We start from the raw sequence: 17,185 nt of genomic DNA on the forward strand, positions 1-17,185 counted from the left end.
GCCCGCAGGTCATCGCTGCGGGAAAGCAGTGCATGCCCTTACCGTCAGGTGGCATTGGGCCGGACGATGTTCGGGTTTGACGGCTGGCTCACTGAACACCGAGCCCGGCTTCGTTGATACGGCGTCGGATTTGCTTGAGGCTGATCAGACGGTGGAAGTCGTCGCCTGCAAGGTTCGCCCATTCCTGCCAACCTTCGAGGGCTTCGTTGACGGCGACCAGTAGCACGTCAGGTCGGCTAATCGTGATTGCATCGGCGTTATCGGACCGGTGTTGATCGTCGATGACAGCCAGCAATTGGCCTGTGCCGTCGAAGGTTTGGCGATCGCCCGAGCCCCAGTTCCGTCGAAAGCGCAGACGCAGTGGCCGGCCAAGTTCGTCGATGAAGTCCCAGGGGCCTCGCCGTAGTCGATGTCGGCCACCGACCGACTAGTTGGCGGTGGTATCGACGACCGCAGCACCTGATGCGTTCGCTTTGACCGAATCGATACCTTTCTGAGCCGACGCCTTCGTCGTGTACCCCTGACTGCTGGCGATGACCTCTCCGTTGGCAGCCTTCAGGCGGAAGCGGAACTCGCCGGCCGGCCTTGTCTTGAAAGATCTCAAACTGTGCAGCCATCGGCGTCTCACTTTCACGTAGTTGGCAGAACAACACTAGTCCGCTTGCACGAACCCCTGTCGCCAACGGCTGGTAGCTCGGTTCGGAGCAGTTTCATGGCAGTGGGGCGGGCAACCTGTCGGTGCCCGCCCCACAAGGGTGTGCTGTGCTTAGTGCACGGTTGCCGCGCTCACACCCATTTGGCTGCTTCGTTGCCGTCGGCGCCCATCATGTTCATGGTGTTGTTCTCGTGCGCGTCGGTCATCTGCCGGTAGGCCGCGATCAGCTCTTCGAGGCCGGTGTTCCACTGGGTCTGCCAGCTCTGGTACGACATCCCGGTGTCGCCGGTCCAGCCAGCCGCCAGCGCGCCCTGTTCGCTGGAGATGCCTGCGCCGATGGTGTGCAGCGCACCGCTGTACCCGGTCATTTCTCCGGCGTGAGCCATCATGGCCGGGTAGTTGTAGAGAATTTGCGCCATCAGAGGTTCCTTCCGTTTGTGGTGTGGTCCGTCAAAAACGTGCGTCCGGGTTGCCGAACTACACGTTGTAGCTGGGCAGCGCGCCCAAGGCCGAGTTGTAGCCGGTAGCGCCTTGGCCGTCGTACATGGTGTAGGTGTTGGCGCCGTCGCCGATGTTCTGCCCGGCGATCGCCAGGAGCTGGTTCATCTTGGTGGCGACTTCCACGAACCGTCCATGGGCGACCTGGAATGCCTGTGCTGACTCGCCCTGGTGGGCGGCCTGGGAGGCGAGCGCCGATTGCTCAGCGGAGTGGACGGTGCTGGTGAACAAAGAGGCTTGATCGGAGAATGAGGCCTGTGAGGTGACCATCTGTGGAACGTTGGCGTCGAGCAATCCCATGGTGGTGTTTCCTTTCGTGAAGCGGTTGTTCGGGGGTCAGTTATTCGAGGTGCTCATCGGGTCATCGTGTGCGCCCCCTCGTCGCTGCCGGCGTCCTCGGCAGTGTCGTCGGCGTAGCGGGACACCCGCTGGGGACGGCTGTTCTGGCGGTGCGCGCCGGTGCCCATCATGCCGCCGCCTGCGCCGCTGCCGCTGGCCGCGGATCCTCCGGACAGACCGGCGGCGACCGGGCTGATTCCCCGGGCGCTTTCGCTCAGCGACTGCGCGGCGCTCGTGGGCGCAGCGCCCCAGGTGGAGGGCATCAGTGGTTTGCTCGGACCGGTTCCCAGGGCGCCCCCAGCCAGACTGGTCATGCCCGCGGGGTTGAAACCCCGCAAGGCGCCGGTGCCGGCGAAGCCGACCGGCATCGTGCTTTGCGGGGTGGAACCGCCGCTGCTGCCGGCGAATTGGGTCAGCATGCTGCTCAGCTGCTGGGGTGCCGAGGCGAGCTGTTGGGGAGCGGAGGTCAGCAGCTGCCCCGGACCTTGCGTCGCCGATTGCGCGGCCGAGGGGCCGACGGACCCCATCTGTTGGAGCAGGCTGCCGGCCATGTTCTGGGGCTGCAGACCCTTCTCGGCGTTGTTGGGGTCGGCGGCGTTTTGCCCCTGGTTGGCGGGCACGCGGTCGGTGAACGACAAGGGACTGGTGCTGGCTTTGCCGACCAGAAGTTTGTTGCTCACCATGTCCGCGCCGGTCATCGCGACACCACCGGTTTGCGCCTGGGCGAGGTTGAGGCTGGATGCGGCGCTGGCCGAGGCCAGACCTGCTTCACCGACGCCGGGCATCAGCGTCAGCGGCGACATCGGGGTAGGGGGCACCGAGTCGGCCGCGGTGGTCGAGACCGCATCCCAGCCAGTCATCACGTCAGCTGCCAGTTGCCACATCCGCTCGTAGTCGGCCTCGTTGAGACCGATCGGGATGGTGTTGACGCCGAAAAAGTTCGTGCCGATCAGAACGCCGTGCACAAAATGGTTCTCGAACAGCTCGCCCAGGCTGGGCATGGCCACGACAGCGCCCTCGTAGGCGGCGGCGATATCGGCGTGGGAGACGGCAGCGACCGCGGATTTCGCGGCCACATCAGCTAGCCACAACAGCATCGGCTGATGAGCGGCGACGAATTGTTCGGCGGCCGGTCCCTGGTAGTTGGCCTGAATCACCGCAATGATGCCTTCAAGCTCGGCCAGCGCCGAGACGTACTGGGCACCCAACTGCGTCCAGGAGGTGGCGGCGGCGGCGATCCCCGCCGCCGTGGCGCCGGTGGTAAGCAGCGTCGAATGCACCTCGGGCGGTGCTGCCACCCAGATCGGAGGAACAATCGCGTCGACTGCCATAGCTGGTTGCGCTCAGTCCGTCTTTAGACGGCCATCCCGGCGCTAGCGGTGTAGGTGGCGGCCGCCGCGCTGTCGACAATGGTGTAGGTCAGGCCAGCCTGGTCGATGCCTTCTGAGCTCAGGCCCAGTTCGGTGTTGCCCATTCCGGCCATCGCTTGGTGGGTTGCCCCTTCAGCAATCAGACTCGCCGCGACCTTGATCGACGGCAAGTCCGAGCCCGGCGGCATGATCGCGCCGGTGGCCGCGGCGTGGACGGCGTTGCTGCCCATCAGTCGCCCGGTCAGTGCTGCGACCTGCGCTGAGGCGGCGGCCAAAGCTTCCGGTGTCACATCGAGTTGCATGCTATGCGCCCCCTAAATTCGTTTGTTTGCTGACAATGTGCGAGACGCGTTGCGCGTGGGCGCCCCGCCGCCCTGCTACCGCTGGTTGCCGCGTCGACGCGGCGATCTGGATAAGCGAACAGTACCGCCGGAGAAGGACACGTCGGCACATTGTTGCGGCGCCGCCACCCGCCGCACCACCGCTATCGTGCACTTTTAACATGCCGGTTACATTCTTCGGTGGCGGCCAGCTGCACGTAGCCGGCGTTGTCGTCGCTGGCTGCGAGCACAAATCCACGCCCTGGCGGCAGCCCTTCTTCGAACTTCACTCCGCCCACCTTGTCGGTGGTGGTGCGCGAACCCAACAGGATCCGGTTGGCGCTTTGGGCTGCCAGCTGTCCCGGCACCGAGTTGGGGGTGATCTCGATAGCGCCGATCCCCGCCGCGCGGTGGGTCATGATGACCCGTAACCCGACATCGCGGGCATTCGCGAAGTGCCGGATCAACGGCTGCCAGACCTGCACGACCCGGCTCTTGATCTGCGGTGCGGCGGTGTCAGACCCATCGCCGCCGCCGACGCGCTCATGCAGTTGCACCTGGACGGGGATGGCATCGAGGTCATCGACGAACAGGTAGATCAGCGGCCCCTGGATGCGCCACGCCCGCTTTTCCTCCCATCCCAGATCCGCCGGCGGCGTCCTGCTGTCGAGCAGGCTCGCAATGGCCTCGATGCGTTGGGCCATGGTGCCGAAGTCAGTCTCGTAGTAGTCGTGTCCCTCGATCAGGTTCTCGGTTTCCCCGCTGAGCTTGCGGCTCTTGTCGAAGACACACACCAAGGCTTGGTCGGGGTGCGAGCGCCGGTTCACCACGGCACGCAGCAGGTGGGTGATCAGCGTGGACTTGCCGTGGTGGTCATCGCCGTAGACGCCGAGCAGGGGTTCTTGGGCGAGGTCGACCACCATCGGCGCCAGATCGCGGCCACGCAAACCGAGGGCAAAGCGTTCCCCGGTGCACGCATCCTGATTGAGGTCGCCGGTCTCCACCAGATGGGGGAGCAGCTGCGGGCTGGGGACCGGCCGTTGCCCGGCGTGGCGCTCGGCCAGCGTGGCCACCGTGCGGCGGACTTGGCTGTCGAGCTCGTCCATGGTCGCCTGGCTGTCCAAGCGCCCGACGGCAAACCGGATGACGTCGCCGACGGCGTTGATCCCGCGCCCGGGCTGGTCGTAGGGAATGCGGTCCTGAGGGCGCACCAGTTTGTCGTCGACCTGCGCCCGCACCTGCGATTGGGACCCGGAGGCCAGTTTCAGTTCAAATTTGGTGTTGAGGTGGGTTTGCACTTCGTTGCCGAACTTGATCCAGTCCGCGGCGCTGACCAGGACGTGTATTCCTCGCCCGGCACCGATGAGGCGTTCCACGCTTTTCAGGTGCGGGTTCTTCGGGTGCATCAGCGAGGTGTTGTCGGTCAGGAAGTTCTCCCAGCCGTCGATGACCAGGAAGATGTCGGTGGGATAGCCGTCATCGAGCCCGGGGTGGTTGCCCAGCCTGCGCCGTTCGCGGAATTCGGCTACCGACCCAATGCCGTGGTGTTCGAACAACTTTCGGCGTCGCGCCGCCAACGCTTCGAGGTCACCGAACACGCGCAGATTCAGTTCCTTGCGGTCACCGCCGCCGAGCACACCGACGTGCGGGAGGTCTTTGAGCGGGGCCAGCGCGGGCCCACCGTAACTCATCACATAGAACCCGACGTCACGCGGCGAATAGCGCGCGGCCGCGGCCAACAGGAACGTCTGCACTGCCCGGGACACATCCTCGACCTTCATTCCCAGGATCGAGACGTTGCCTCCGCCTTCCAAGCTGTAGGTGAGCAGGCCGTGGCTGAGCTGGCGAGGCCGGTCGATCTCGCCCAGCGGCCACCAGGGGGCTGATCCTGGCGGTGCGGGCATCGCCTCGGCTTGGGCCAACACGGTGTTGAGTGGAATCGGATCATCCAGCGGCTCGGACCACAGTTGCGGTGCCCGTTTGCCATAGGCGGCCGACAGCTGCGGACCCACGGTCAGCACCAGCGACCGCGGCGGGCCTTCAAGGACGGATTCTGCGGCGATCTGTTCCTCGATCACCGTGTCCGGGTCGGGCTGGACCCGTCCGGCGGTGAATACCCGCGCGCGTGGTTTGGCGCTGATCACCTTGCGGTTGATCGTTGTCGGCGGCTCGTAGCGGTCGGGCAGCAGGAATCCCCGGTACTTGACGGGCTGCGCGCCGGGCGCACGCACGAAATAGCCGGTGCCTTTGGCGTTCTTTCCATCCGCGACGTGGTAGGCGTCGCCGGTGCCGATCACGCGCCGCGAAATCGATTCCGAGGCCACCTTCAACCCGATCCGGTACTGGGTGTTGTTCGGGATCTGTTTGATCGCGCCCTCGTCGAGGGTCTGGCTGGCAAACAGGAAGAACACCCCTTGGGAGCGTCCTTTTCGGGTTACCCGGTCGAACACGTCGGCCATGGCGGGGTGATCTTTGAGCAGCAACGAGAACTCGTCAACGATGATGAACATGAACGGGATGGGCGGCAGGTGCGCGCCGGCGGCAGTCGCGCGGGCTTCGTTGTATTCGCGCAGGCTTTCAAACGCCGCGCCCTTGATCTGATTGCCGGCGCGGTGGAAGGCGCGGCCACGTTGGTCGAGCAGCCCCAGCAGCGTGTCCCCGAACCGCTCGACGAGTGACTTTTTCTCCTCCATGTTGGAGATGACGGCCACGGTGTGCGGATAGTCGGCGAACGCATCGAAACCGGCTTCGTCTTTGAAGTCGGCCAAGATGGCCTGCACGACGTCGGGGGAATGGCGCGTGAACAGCCCGAACACCAGTGTTTTGAGTTGGGTGGACTTCCCGGAACCGGTCATGCCGATCATCAGCCCGTGCGGACCGTTGCCGCCGTCGGCTTCGTCTTTGAGGTCGATGACCAGCGGCGCACCGCTGGGTTGTAGCCCCAGCGGGACCCGCAGCAGCGGTTCGAGATCCACGGGTTCACCGGTTCCCACCGGCAGCATCCGCGGCCCCCACACGGCGTTGACGTCCAGTTTGGCGGCGTTAGGGATTCCCAGCAGCGACAGCATCGTCTGGGCGGCCGCCGACTCCGCGTTCTGGCGGCTGGCCGGCGCGGCGTCCCATTTGGACAGTTGACGGGCCAGATGCCGCGCGATCGGCGTCGCTAGCAGGTCCGGTTCGGCGCAAAAGGTCTTCCACCCGTAGTTCTGCCACATTTGCATCCCCAGGGTCTGCGCGCCGCGATGCAGCCGCAACACCAGTTCCCGCGGGTGGGTGTCGTAGTCACGGTCGGGACCGGCGCCGTCGCGGTAGGCGATGACGGTGACACCATCGCGTGCGGCGATGCGCCGCACCAGAGGGGTGGCCGCACCCGGGTCGTCGACGACGAGCACCACGTGGCGGTGGGACTTGGTCGCCTCGGCGGTCACCATCCCCTTGTCGTCCACGATGCGGTCACGCTGCTTGAGAAGTGCCTCCAGCACCGAATCGACCTCGTGCAGCGATACCGCCAGGAAGCGCTGTGGGCCGGCGCCGTCGATCTCGTCGCCTTCGGTGTGGGGCAGCCATTTGGCCCAGCCCCAACTGGTTTCCAGATCCGGGCAGGCCACGGCCACCGCCGTGTCATTCGGGGAGTGCCAGCACACCAGTTGGGCCACCCAGGCCCGCACTGCGGCTTCGAACAGGTCCCGCTGCCCGTACACGGTGATCATGCCGACCCCGGCCAGGTCGATAGCCTTGGGGCAGTGGGGAATCGACTGCTGCACTGCCCGCAGGTGCTGCAAGGCGGTCTTGGTCACCGGCTCCATATCCAGCTCGGAATCGGCTGCCTTGACCCGGATCTTGGCCGACAATTTCACTTCATCGCGCCCCACCCGCACGTGCAGGTAATCGGGGTCGCTGGCCCCGCGTTCCCACATTCGTGGGGAGCCCAGGACGGCTTCGAGGACCTCGGGATTAGGGTGTGACCATTCGGCGATGGCTTTCTGGGTGCCGGCGGCCGCGCGGATCTCCTCAGCTTTGCCCGAGAGGTACCGAAGGTATTCGGAGCGCTCGGAATTAACTTCCGGCGTGGACATTTCGGCGTTTCCGCCTTGCTGCTGTACGGATTGGAACAGCCCGATCGCCATCATCGCCATGAAGAACAGGTACATCGGGTTCATCTGCCGGAACCCGGTCACGAACATCATGACCACCATCCCGACCATCGCCAGCCCGAACACCCAGGGCAGCGCTTTGCGCACCGCGGTCATTTCGACGGTGCGCGGCAACTCCGGCGGCGGATTGAGGGAGAAATCGGTCAGCACGTTGCCGGCGGGGCCCGACTCGGTGGCGCGGTCCAGGGGCCGCAGCAGGCGGCGCCGTTGGGGGAATCGTTGTCGCATTAAAGTGCCTCGTTCGTGTCAGTGTGCGACCAGCGCGTCGGCTTTGGACAAAGTGGGGCCGGCGGCCAGCAGCGCCAGCACCGACCAGGGGATGGGCAATGGTTCAGCGGTCATGCCCAATGCTTGTGCAGGGGAGGCCGTTTCGTTCGCGCCAGCTTCTAGCCCGTAGCGCACACCCAAGTCGGACACCCAGAACTGGGATTCCTTGGTGGCCGATTGCGGCTGTTGACCGGTGACTTGCACGTAGAAGCCGACGCCGCGGGGTAGCACGGTCCGCGCGGCGGTGGTGGGCCCGGCCGCGGCCAGCGTGATCGGTGTGGCGTCGGGGGACGTCGGCACGCTTTGGCCCGCCAGCAGCCTCAGGCTGGAGGTGGGTGCCCCGCGCAGTTTGGTCCACTGCCCGCACAGCACGGGGTCGCGGGTGGGATCGAGCACGTGCACGGCGGTCGGGGGATAGTCCTCGACGGCGATAGGTGCCACTTTGGGCGCTTTGGCCACCTGGTCGGGGGTCAGTGCCGGCGGCGCGATGAGTCCGTAGGCGTTGTTGGCGCGCAAGATCGCGGCCAGCACCGGCGAGATCGGTTGCAGCCCTTCGCCGCTGACCGCGTAATAGCGCAATTGGTTGTCTTCGGTGTGGTCGACGACGACGGAGCCGATCGGGGGCGGCTGCTGTCCGGGTACCGGCCAGACGAACCGCGGGGCGTCGCCGCCGTTGCCCAAGAACGGCACCGTCAAGGGCGCTGACTCGGGGATCAGATTCAGCAGCGCCCGGTTGAGGGGACGCGGGGCCGGGGTGTCGACGGTGATGCCGACGGCGGCCGCCACCGCGGCGTTGGTCAGGTCGATCAGGCTGCGTTTGCCGCCCCAGATCAGCCACGTGGTCTTGCCGTTGTCGCTGGTGGCCAGGATCGCCGACGAGTCGGGCAGCGTCGCCGCGTGGCCGGATCCTGCAACCGGGTCTCCGAAAATGACGCTGGCCCCGACCTGGGGCCCGCTGGCCGCATCGCAGACCATCCAGCGCGCGTCGCGCGCGCCGGACTGCACCATGCGTGAGGGCGCATTGGCGATCCCCAGCGTGTTGCCCAGCGCGAACTTGTCGATCTCTTTGGCTTTGACCACGGTGGGGTCGGCGGGCTTGCCCACGATCAACCGCGCGCTGGCCAGGTTGAGGACCGGGTGCAGCTCATCGTTGATGAGCACGTACAGCGCGTTGGTGGATCGCTCGGCAAGCACGGGCCGGTTCCCCGACACCCCTGCGGGTTTGAGCACCGACAGCACAAACGCTCCGACCACCAACACCGCCGCCAGCATGCTGCCGACGACCAGGGCGCGTCCTTGCCGGCGCAACGGATCGGTCAGCATCCGAGTGTCGCGCAGGGCGACGCCGTTGCTGATACGGCGAATCAGAAACCGCCACCCCGAAATCTGGTGGCGAGTCACAAATCCCCACGGCCGGCTTCGTGTGGAGGTGGGCCCCAGCTTGGCGCTGCGGGACTTGAAACCGCGCCGCGGCGGTAGTGGCGCGTTCATCGCGTCCCCCCTGCCTGCGCTGCGCCGCGGGACAGGCCGATGTGGCGCTGCGCCTCGGCGAGGTCGATCTCTTCGGCCACCGCGGCCTTGACATCCTCGGCGGTGAGGGTTTGCAGATCCTCGACAGTGGGGTTGTCCAGCTTCCCGCTCTCGTTAAGGCGGTGATCGCGGACCTCTTCGGCGGACTGGATCAGCTTCTCGCTAAACCGTGCGTGACCCAGCACATCGAGGGCAGGACGCCGCCGCCCACTGCTATCAGTGGCCGTCGACGCCGACAGCTCGGCGTAGGCCGCGCGCAACGGCTCGCTATCGGCCAGAACACTGCCGCCCTTGGCGGCCTTGCGGATCGAGATTTCGACCAACTCCTCGACGCTATAGGGCGGCAGGGTGATGCTGCGGGCAAACCGGGAAGGCAACCCTTCGTTGGAATCGAGGAATTCCTGCATCTTGTCCGCGTAACCGGCCGCGATCACCATCAATTTGTCGGAGTAATTCACCATGGCCCGCAACAGCTCGGCGATGACGAGCGGCCCGAAGTCGTTGTCGGATCCCGAATCGGTCAAGGCGTAGGCCTCGTCGATGAACAACACGCCGCCGCCGGCGGCGACGATGCGGTCGATGACGGCTTTGATTTTGGCTTCGGAGCCTCCGATGACCTTGTCCACCAGGTCAGCGCGGCTGACCTCCACGAAGGTGTCCGACGGCAACGCCTCTGCGGCACACAGCAGCTTGGCGATCACCCGAGCGATCGTGGTCTTGCCGGTGCCCGGCGGCCCCTGCAGGATCAGGTGCAGCGACTTGTTGCGCACCGGCAATCCCAGCGCCTGGCGTTGCTTGTCTGCGCGCACACTGGATTCCAGCCGGGCGATCTGCGCCTTGACATCGGCCATGCCGACGAAGTCGGCCAGCTCGCGGGCCGCCTCGGCTTTGAGTTCGGTGCGGCGAGCCGCGCCGAGCTGGTGAACGAAATCGCGTTCCCCAGGCTCTGTGTGCGGATCCCAATAGTCGCTGCGCGCATCGATACGCGCGGCGGTGGTGGGTTGGATACCGAACTGGGGATCACTGAGCGCGGTGCCGATCGTGGTCTGCACGTCCTGCGCGATCCCCACCACGGCGTAGGCCTCGTTGAGCAGCGAGGCGGCGAGCTCGGTGCGGTCCAACGCGCGCGCACACAGACCCGCCCCCAGCAGCGCCTCGGCGCTGGCCGCGGCGATGGGGCCCTGACTGTGGGCACGCAGCCGCTCAAAAGCCTGGTCCCACAAACCCAGATACGCTTCGGCCAACCCGTGGGCGACACCGACGGCCTGGCTCAGGAACGGGTCGGCCTCTACATGCGGTGACACCGGGGCCAGGACGCGCCGCACGTCTTGCCAGCGCTTGGCCCGGTAGTAGACGACACCCAGCAGCCAGCCGGCATGTCCGGGCTGGGCGGCCAGGAGCGCGTCGTCGATCAACTCGCGGGCCGCTGCGTAGTCGCCAGCGGCTACGCGCGCGGCCGCGCAGGCCAGGATGACGCCGTCAGACCCGTGGGCATACAGCTGCACATACATGCCGGTGTCGAAGGGGAAGTCGACGGCGTCCTCGGCGACATCGGCCACCGACAGCAGATCCCCGCAGGTGCCTAGCGTGCGGTAGGCGCTCTCGATGATCTGCGGGCCGTCGGCTCCGCTGGCGGCAAGCCCGCGCCAGCCATCGCACTGGTCGGGATAGGCGGCGGTCAACTCCTCGAAACCCGCGCGCGCGGCACGCTTGTCGGCCACTTGCCGACGACCGTAAGCCTCCACACCCAGGGCTGCGCAGCTGCTGACGAACAGCTCCAACGCCTCGCCGTCGGTGCTCATCGCTGCTCGTCGAGGATCGCGGCCACTTCGGCGCTGACCTTGGCTGAGACTTCACCGAATCCTTCTTCGCACATGGCCAGCAGCAGGTCGCGAAGTGTGTCGCCGGGGTAGCGGTCGAAGAGGTCCTCGGTGAACGCGGCGTCGATGACCATGCCGTCTCCGCCGAACACGATCTGGTTGTCGCCGTCGGGGCATGCCGTGGTGACTGTCAGCCGCTCGATATTGCGGCGCGCGGTGCTGAGTTGGTCGAGAAATTCACGTCCTCGTGCCATCTCTGCGATGACAGCGGGATGCAAGGGGATCTCCGTCATGCGGGGCCTCTCACTGTGGCGGCGACCCAGACGGTGCGCGGTGACCGCGACGGCACCGCGTGTAGCGCCGGTGGTCTGGCGCTGTGCTCGATCATGAGGATCAGCCTGGCATACAAGGTGGACACGGGGGTCAAATGCCGGGACGGTCCGGCGACTGGTCAGGGCTGTCCGGCGGCGTCTTTCTTACGGGCGGCCAGCCGCTCTTGGACGGCGTTGCGGGCTTCCGGTTTGACCTTCGGTGCGAGCTTGGTGGTATCGCCGACGACCCCGGGACGGCCGCGATCGTCGACGTTGGGCAGCGGCTGCTCGTAGCTGGTCACCGGTTTGACGGACTTGTCGCCGGCCTGATGGCCCATGGGCATCATGCCGCCCATGCCGCCGGCCTGGCTTGCCGTGGCTCCCTTGCCTGCGGCCGCAGGTGCAGCGGGGGTGGCCGGCCGGGAGGTGTCCGGAGTTCCGGTCAACGAGGCGGGGTGCACCGAGGAGCCCAACCCACCCGACGGCTTGATCGAACCACCCCCACCGCCACCGCCTTTGCCGGCGCCGGCATGGGGGTGGGCCAGCGCGGCGGGTTTGATCGCCGAGCTGGCCGGTTTGGCGCCCGAGGCTAAGCCGCTGGCCTGCTGCCCCAGTTGCTGGCCGATCTGACCCAGCGATTGCAGCGGGTTGGCGCCACCGACGGACTGAAGCAACGGGCCCAGCGCCCCCATCAGTGGGCTCAGCATGTTCTGCCCAGAACCGTCCTCCGCCGATGCCAACGATGCGGGGTCCTTGTCGTCGAGCTTGTGCTCGACAGCCGAGGCGACCTCGGGCGGTACGGGCCCGGCAGCGGTCTCGCCGTTAGGTGCAAGACCGGGCTGCGGCAGCGATGGTGGCGGCGAGGTGGCCGTCTGGCCGCCGGTTTGATAGCCGGTCATCCCGATACCGGCGGACTGCTGCATGCTGGCCAGACGGGTCTTGAACGCACGCACTTTCGGGATACCGGCCGCACCGGTGAACTGTTGCTCCCACACGGCTTGTCGGTAGCCCGTCTTGACGGCCTGCCACTGTGTGGACGAGCCGACCGCCGCCTGGGCGCCGGTGTGCAAGCCTGCGGCAGCGGTGAACGCTGACGCCAGCGCACCGGCGTGGCCGGTGACTTCCTGCGCCCACACGATCGCGCGACTCAGGCGGGCCAGCAGCGGCGGACTCGCCGCGGATTCCCCGGCACCCAGCAGCTGGGTGTAGGCCGTGGTCAAGGCGGTGTGGGCGGCTTGGGCTTGGGCGGCTAATCCGGTCAGTCGGGCGGCTGCGGCCACGGCGGGAGCGGTTCCGGCGCCGGCCTCTAACGCCAACGCGAGGTGTTCGCCGTCTTGGCCGCTGATGTCGGGGATAGCCATCAACTCCGGCAGACCCACCGGGGCGGGGCTGGCCGGGGACGCCGGGGCCGCAGTGGGCGCGGGCGGCCCGGCTGCGCCGTGCCCGCCGCCGGGGTAGGAGGCGGCCGCGGCGAAATCCTGGGCTTCGTAGGCGGTGGCGGTGCCGGCGATGCCGGCCGCCGCTGCCGCGGCCTGCTGGGCTCCAGCACGCACGTGCTGCATCAGCCACTCCTGCCAGGCGTTGAGGTTGGCCATGACGGCGGCTGAGACGGCGTCGCCGCCGCACGGTGGAACCGTCAGGGATTGCGGCGCGGCTAAGGCAGTTCCAGCGGTCTCGACATGCTCGCCGGTGCGCCGCACCCCGTGGGTATCGATGTTCAGTGCCATAGTCGTGTTGCCTTGATGTCGCCGACGTTGGCTAAACCGCTCGGGCCGCGCCCGCGGTGGCGCCGGCGGCCGATCCGGTGTCGATTCCGCGGAATTGCGCAGCGCCGGCCAGGTCCTGCGCACGGTAGGTGGCGGCGTGCTCGGTGAATCGGCGAGAGTACGTCCCGAAGTCAGCCGCCTTGGCCGCCACCGCGTCGTGGGCATGCGCCAGGGCCGAGACCACACCGACGGCGACCGGGTATCCCATCACACCGTGAGTGGCGATGACGCGCTGCACTTCATCGGTGGCCACCGGGCCAATCACGGTGGTGCGCGCTTGCAGCGCCGCGTACTGGTCGGCCACGACCTGCAACTGGTCGGGGTTGACCCTGAGTTCGGCGCCGCAGGATTGAACGGGTGCGGGTCCCAGGTAGCGACTGCCCGGGTCACGGGGTGGGGGCGGCCCGGGAAGAGGGGTTCCGGTGTCGGCAGGGGTGGGCGGGATCGGTGGGTTCGGTGTCGTCATGGGCAACAGTGGCGGCCAAAACCTTCGAGGGGGTGCCGCATCTCCTTTCCACTGGGTGATCGGGGCGCTAGTGCTGCTCGTCGAGCAGCGGGTCGTAGCGGTGAGCGAACGCGGCCTGCGCGCAGGTGACGAACAGTTCTTTGAGTCCGTCGGCGCCCAGGGGGCGCAGCCTGTCGACGTCGGCGTCGACGTCGACGATGGCGCCGGTGGTGCGCACTGACACCGAGATCGCCGCGGGATCGGTCTCGGCGGTGGTGATGACGTCGTCATCGTCGTCGGTGAATTGTGTGATGGTGATCGAATGCATCAGCTGTCCCTACCCTGATCGTCCGGCGAGTTCGTAGACGGCCGGATCTCGGTCGGGCCCGGCGACCGCAGTCAAGTACTGCCCCCGCAACGCGCGGAGTCCGTCGTTGTCGTGGCCGTCCCGTGCTGATTGCAGCGCGATCTTCCACAGGTCCTGGCGGGCGTTGTCATACCAGAGGCCTTTGCGTGCGGTGTCAGCGGCGGTACGGAAGCTCTTGGCGCGGTAATGGCGGTGCGCCAAGGCCAGCGCTACGGCGGGAACCCGGTCGCGCAGCTCCTCGCGCAGGTCGTTTGCCCATGCCCATTCTTTGGGGGGTATGCCGCCCAGTGGAGGGCCGGTGACCAGGTCCATCGCGGCCACCAGGTGCGCGGTGGAGGTGGTTTCGACGAGGATCTCCACCAGACGCTCGAATTCCATCCAGTCCGAGCGCACCGCGTTATCGAGGTGGTAGCCGCCCTCTTGCATCGTCGGCAGCGCTTTGGGGCCACCCGGGCGGACAACACCCATTCGGCCCCGCAGCAGCGAAATCTGTTGTGTCACTGTCTTATCCGAGGCGGCGCCGCCGTAGACACAACGGATGATGTCTTCACTGCTGGCCCACGGGTGGTGCTGCAGGAACACCAGCAGCTCGTTGAGACGCTTTTCACGCGGGCCGGGCTGCTGACCCGGGGACGGGGGACTCAACGTGACCCTGCCCAGGATGCGATTCCATATCGGGGCCAGCGCGGGCCCCGCCGCCGGGTCGACCGCCGCTGGTTCACCGGCCGCCGGCGCGGGTGTCACCGGCGCGTCCCTTCGTTGCGGGTCGGGGCCGGCGCCGTCGCCGAATGAGATTGCGGGCACGTCGGGGTCGGCATCAGCCCAGTCCACGACGCCCGCGGCAGCGGCCGGCGCGCCCGGGCCGCTCACCGGCTCCGGTGACCCCGCCGGCATGGGGGTGGGGGAGGCGAAGAAGTCGATCGATTCACCCAGGGCATCGCGGTCGCGATCGTCTGCCGGCGTGTCATCGTCGGAGTCCAGAGCCGAATCCCAGTCCGGCCCCAGATCCTGGCCGTCGGCGGCGCGAACGGCAGCATCATCGTCGGCTACCGGGTCGTCGTCGACGCCAAGGCCCAATCCGTCGGGCGCGGCTGGTGGGGACGTGGGGCTGATCAGCATCTGGGCGCAACGGTCGACGATGTCGGCGCCGGGCACGATCAGCGTCGTGGTCATCGGCTTCGATGACGACCCGGACCGGCTGATGTGCCCCACCCGGTCCGGTCCGCAGGTGATGACCCACGCGGTGGACACGGCAGCGTCGTTGCCCAGGTCGAGCAGGATCGCGCTGGTGGACGCGGCGATGATCTGTGCGCGGTCGGCGTAGCTGACAGCGGGCCCGCAGACCAGGACGTCGACGTCGGGGACGCTGCCGGCCGCCACGGGCTGCACGCGGCTGGTCAGCGGTCCGTGCCAGGCATCGGCGGTGACCCCGATGGTGATGTCGGGGTGGGTGCACAGCAGTTCCAGCACCCAGCGCGCGATCAGCGCGGTGGCGGTGGCCGGGTCGCCTTCGACGCGGATGCGGGAGAACGCGGCCAGGTTCAGCCCGACCAGTGCGCCGTCGTCGGTGGTGCCCAACACCACCAGATACACCGGATGTGCGGGGTCGGGGGTGGTGGCGGGATCGACGGCCTCCCAGCTGATGCGCGCTTCGCGGCCGGTGCCGGGCAGCCATGGTTGCGGTAGCGGCGCTTTGAGTCCGTCGACGAAGGTCACGGTCAGTTCGTCGCGGCGGGCGGTGACCACGCCGGCCGGGCCGGGGGTGGGCGAGAGCGCGTAGAGCGATTCCAGGCGCCGCACAACTTCCACCGCGCGCCCCTGCCCGTACCACCACGAGGTGACGGGGGCGCTGCTGACGGTAGCTGACTGCATGGGCTGCCGCTGCCGGTTGCCTATTTGCGGCCGGTGGTGGCCGGGTCGGCGGGCACACCACCGCCGTCACCGCCGCCGAACGCGTCCAGGTCCAGGCCGCCTCCGCCACCGCCGGCGGCAGCGCCTTGTCCTTGGCCGCGGCTTGCCAGCGCGGGGGCTGCGGCACCGGCACCGGCGCCGGCGCCTTGGCCTTCGGTGGCGCCCGCGGTGGTGAACGGGTTGGGCGCGTTGTTGGGATTGCTGGCCGGCACGGCCCCTGTACCCGTTGATGGTGCGCTGGCGAAGGGATCGCCGGCAGGGCTAGCGCTGGCCGCGGCGGCTGGTGATTCGGCGAACGGGTTGGCTGCCGGGCTTGCCGCGCCGACCTGCTGGGCGCCGTAGGGGTCTCCGAAGGGGTTGGACCCCGCCCCCATGGGGCTCATCCCTTGACCGAAGGGGCTCATTCCCTGACCGAAGGGACTCATCCCGGACAGACCTGATCCGCCACCGCCCAGTAGTGAACTGAGCACGCTCATCAGGCCGCCGCCGCCGGAATCGTCGTCGTCGTCGCCTTTGTGGTGGTGTCCTCCGCCGGAGCTGTCGCCGGCGGCCTGTGTTCCGTTGGCTTGTTGGGTGGCCGCTGACTGTTCGACGGTGCCGGCGCTGCGGCCCTGATACTTCTGGATGATCGCCAGGATGGCGGCTTGGCCGGCCGGTGAGGTCGGGTCGGGAACCGCGGCGATCTCTCTGGCTTCTGCCTCGGCGTTGGCGCCGACATCGTTGCCGCCGTTGACGTTGACCTCGGCGCTGTAGTCGGTGGCGATCGCCCCGGAGCCCGCTCCGGCGCCGAAACGATCCAGGGGATGGTGATCGGCATGGGTCACATGCCCGAAGGCGCCGGTCATCCGGTGATCGCTGTCGAGAAGTGCAGCGCCAGGACCTGTTCGCGGATATCGCGGGCCTGCTGTCCCACGTCGTGGGAAAACGCGGCCAGCTCACGCAGCCCATCGCCGCGCACCGGGTTGGCGCCGAACAGTTCGTAGTAGCGGCGGTGCTGTTCCTGAGACGCCGCGACCAGGGCGTCGATGGCACTCATGACTGGTCCTTCCCGTTGGCGCCCGCACCCAGTGTCACCGGCTCACGGTTGGGGGTTTCGCCGTTGGCCCGCGGCGCCGACGGCTCTGCGTTGCGGCGCGCCTGCGCCTCACCAGGCGGGGGGTTGGACGCGGCTTTCTTACCCGGTGCGGCGGGCAGTTTCGTCGTCTTCGGGTACCCCATCTGATCGAGCTGATCGTTGGTGAGCGCGCCCGCTTTGACTGCCGCCGCGCGCGCATCCTCGTAGCGCTCACGCGCGTGTGCGGCGTCGTCGAGGATGGCCAGGTAGGCGTCGAAAGTTTCCCCGACATTGCCGACCAGCATGGTGTTGTCTTTGAGCAGGTTCGCGTACGCCGCCTCAGCGGTCGCGCGTCCGGACTTTCTCTTGGCCGCCATC

General features: G+C 67.5%; 16 protein-coding genes and 1 pseudogene. All 17 read right to left on the reverse strand.

From position 1 onward, the window contains the following. Nucleotides 1-88 precede the first annotated feature (88 nt). Nucleotides 89-295, reverse strand: coding sequence for a hypothetical protein (locus ACZYZ9_RS23435; RefSeq protein ID WP_240751280.1), 207 nt, complete (start codon nt 293-295; stop codon nt 89-91). 132 nt (nt 296-427) lie between these two features. Further along, nucleotides 428-617: pseudogene (locus tag ACZYZ9_RS23440) on the reverse strand (YegP family protein). Between the two features lie 169 nt (nt 618-786). Next, the gene (locus ACZYZ9_RS23445) at nt 787-1,074 is read right to left on the reverse strand and encodes a WXG100 family type VII secretion target (RefSeq protein ID WP_133437124.1); all 288 of its coding nucleotides are present in this window, start codon (nt 1,072-1,074) and stop codon (nt 787-789) included. A 58-nt stretch (nt 1,075-1,132) separates the two neighbouring features. Beyond that, the gene (locus tag ACZYZ9_RS23450) at nt 1,133-1,453 is read right to left on the reverse strand and encodes a WXG100 family type VII secretion target (protein WP_240743952.1); all 321 of its coding nucleotides are present in this window, start codon (nt 1,451-1,453) and stop codon (nt 1,133-1,135) included. Nucleotides 1,454-1,506: 53 nt separating this feature from the next. Further along, a complete protein-coding gene (locus tag ACZYZ9_RS23455) occupies nt 1,507-2,823 on the reverse strand; it encodes a PPE family protein (RefSeq protein ID WP_133437125.1) in 1,317 nt (438 codons plus the stop codon). Between the two features lie 23 nt (nt 2,824-2,846). Further along, the gene (locus tag ACZYZ9_RS23460; RefSeq protein ID WP_133437126.1) at nt 2,847-3,164 is read right to left on the reverse strand and encodes a PE family protein; all 318 of its coding nucleotides are present in this window, start codon (nt 3,162-3,164) and stop codon (nt 2,847-2,849) included. 182 nt (nt 3,165-3,346) lie between these two features. Further along, nucleotides 3,347-7,564 carry a type VII secretion protein EccCa gene (gene eccCa / locus ACZYZ9_RS23465; RefSeq protein ID WP_133437127.1) on the reverse strand — a complete coding sequence of 1,406 codons (4,218 nt, stop codon included), beginning with the start codon at nt 7,562-7,564 and terminating at the stop codon, nt 3,347-3,349. A gap of 18 nt (nt 7,565-7,582) precedes the next feature. Beyond that, complete coding sequence (gene eccB, locus ACZYZ9_RS23470) at nt 7,583-9,094, reverse strand: type VII secretion protein EccB (protein ID WP_133437128.1); 1,512 nt, start codon at nt 9,092-9,094, stop codon at nt 7,583-7,585. Next, a complete protein-coding gene (gene eccA / locus ACZYZ9_RS23475; protein WP_133437129.1) occupies nt 9,091-10,935 on the reverse strand; it encodes a type VII secretion AAA-ATPase EccA in 1,845 nt (614 codons plus the stop codon). The genes eccB and eccA overlap by 4 nt, the downstream gene beginning before the upstream one ends. Further along, entirely contained in the window at nt 10,932-11,246 is a 315-nt protein-coding gene (locus ACZYZ9_RS23480; protein WP_133437130.1) for a YbaB/EbfC family nucleoid-associated protein, read from the reverse strand. Before ACZYZ9_RS23480 ends, eccA begins: the two co-directional genes overlap by 4 nt. A 158-nt stretch (nt 11,247-11,404) precedes the next feature. Beyond that, entirely contained in the window at nt 11,405-12,991 is a 1,587-nt protein-coding gene (locus ACZYZ9_RS23485) for a PPE domain-containing protein (protein ID WP_133437131.1), read from the reverse strand. 31 nt (nt 12,992-13,022) lie between these two features. Then, nucleotides 13,023-13,496 carry a type VII secretion target gene (locus ACZYZ9_RS23490; protein ID WP_133437132.1) on the reverse strand — a complete coding sequence of 158 codons (474 nt, stop codon included), beginning with the start codon at nt 13,494-13,496 and terminating at the stop codon, nt 13,023-13,025. A gap of 67 nt (nt 13,497-13,563) precedes the next feature. After that, nucleotides 13,564-13,803, reverse strand: a complete 240-nt coding sequence (locus ACZYZ9_RS23495) for a hypothetical protein (protein WP_133437133.1) — start codon at nt 13,801-13,803, stop codon at nt 13,564-13,566. Between the two features lie 9 nt (nt 13,804-13,812). After that, entirely contained in the window at nt 13,813-15,714 is a 1,902-nt protein-coding gene (locus ACZYZ9_RS23500; RefSeq protein ID WP_133437134.1) for a bacterial transcriptional activator domain-containing protein, read from the reverse strand. A 20-nt stretch (nt 15,715-15,734) separates the two neighbouring features. Then, nucleotides 15,735-16,598, reverse strand: a complete 864-nt coding sequence (locus ACZYZ9_RS23505) for a hypothetical protein (protein WP_133437135.1) — start codon at nt 16,596-16,598, stop codon at nt 15,735-15,737. Then, the gene (locus ACZYZ9_RS23510; RefSeq protein WP_133437136.1) at nt 16,595-16,789 is read right to left on the reverse strand and encodes a hypothetical protein; all 195 of its coding nucleotides are present in this window, start codon (nt 16,787-16,789) and stop codon (nt 16,595-16,597) included. Before ACZYZ9_RS23510 ends, ACZYZ9_RS23505 begins: the two co-directional genes overlap by 4 nt. After that, on the reverse strand, nt 16,786-17,184 hold the full coding sequence (locus tag ACZYZ9_RS23515) for a hypothetical protein (RefSeq protein ID WP_133437137.1): 399 nt from the start codon (nt 17,182-17,184) through the stop codon (nt 16,786-16,788). Before ACZYZ9_RS23515 ends, ACZYZ9_RS23510 begins: the two co-directional genes overlap by 4 nt. Nucleotide 17,185 lies beyond the last annotated feature (1 nt).

The sequence above is a fragment of the Mycobacterium sp. IDUB_28 genome, from assembly GCF_055419285.1.

Excerpts from the sequence above, each read along its gene's own strand:
- ACZYZ9_RS23445 (WP_133437124.1), bottom strand. The coding sequence starts at position 1,074 with ATGGCGCAAATTCTCTACAACTACCCGGCCATGATGGCTCACGCCGGA.
- ACZYZ9_RS23450 (WP_240743952.1), bottom strand. The coding sequence starts at position 1,453 with ATGGGATTGCTCGACGCCAACGTTCCACAGATGGTCACCTCACAGGCC.
- ACZYZ9_RS23455 (WP_133437125.1), bottom strand. The coding sequence starts at position 2,823 with ATGGCAGTCGACGCGATTGTTCCTCCGATCTGGGTGGCAGCACCGCCC.
- ACZYZ9_RS23460 (WP_133437126.1), bottom strand. The coding sequence starts at position 3,164 with ATGCAACTCGATGTGACACCGGAAGCTTTGGCCGCCGCCTCAGCGCAG.
- eccCa (WP_133437127.1), bottom strand. The coding sequence starts at position 7,564 with ATGCGACAACGATTCCCCCAACGGCGCCGCCTGCTGCGGCCCCTGGAC.
- eccB (WP_133437128.1), bottom strand. The coding sequence starts at position 9,094 with ATGAACGCGCCACTACCGCCGCGGCGCGGTTTCAAGTCCCGCAGCGCC.
- eccA (WP_133437129.1), bottom strand. The coding sequence starts at position 10,935 with ATGAGCACCGACGGCGAGGCGTTGGAGCTGTTCGTCAGCAGCTGCGCA.
- ACZYZ9_RS23480 (WP_133437130.1), bottom strand. The coding sequence starts at position 11,246 with ATGACGGAGATCCCCTTGCATCCCGCTGTCATCGCAGAGATGGCACGA.
- ACZYZ9_RS23485 (WP_133437131.1), bottom strand. The coding sequence starts at position 12,991 with ATGGCACTGAACATCGATACCCACGGGGTGCGGCGCACCGGCGAGCAT.
- ACZYZ9_RS23490 (WP_133437132.1), bottom strand. The coding sequence starts at position 13,496 with ATGACGACACCGAACCCACCGATCCCGCCCACCCCTGCCGACACCGGA.
- ACZYZ9_RS23495 (WP_133437133.1), bottom strand. The coding sequence starts at position 13,803 with ATGCATTCGATCACCATCACACAATTCACCGACGACGATGACGACGTC.
- ACZYZ9_RS23500 (WP_133437134.1), bottom strand. The coding sequence starts at position 15,714 with ATGCAGTCAGCTACCGTCAGCAGCGCCCCCGTCACCTCGTGGTGGTAC.
- ACZYZ9_RS23505 (WP_133437135.1), bottom strand. The coding sequence starts at position 16,598 with ATGACCGGCGCCTTCGGGCATGTGACCCATGCCGATCACCATCCCCTG.
- ACZYZ9_RS23510 (WP_133437136.1), bottom strand. The coding sequence starts at position 16,789 with ATGAGTGCCATCGACGCCCTGGTCGCGGCGTCTCAGGAACAGCACCGC.
- ACZYZ9_RS23515 (WP_133437137.1), bottom strand. The coding sequence starts at position 17,184 with ATGGCGGCCAAGAGAAAGTCCGGACGCGCGACCGCTGAGGCGGCGTAC.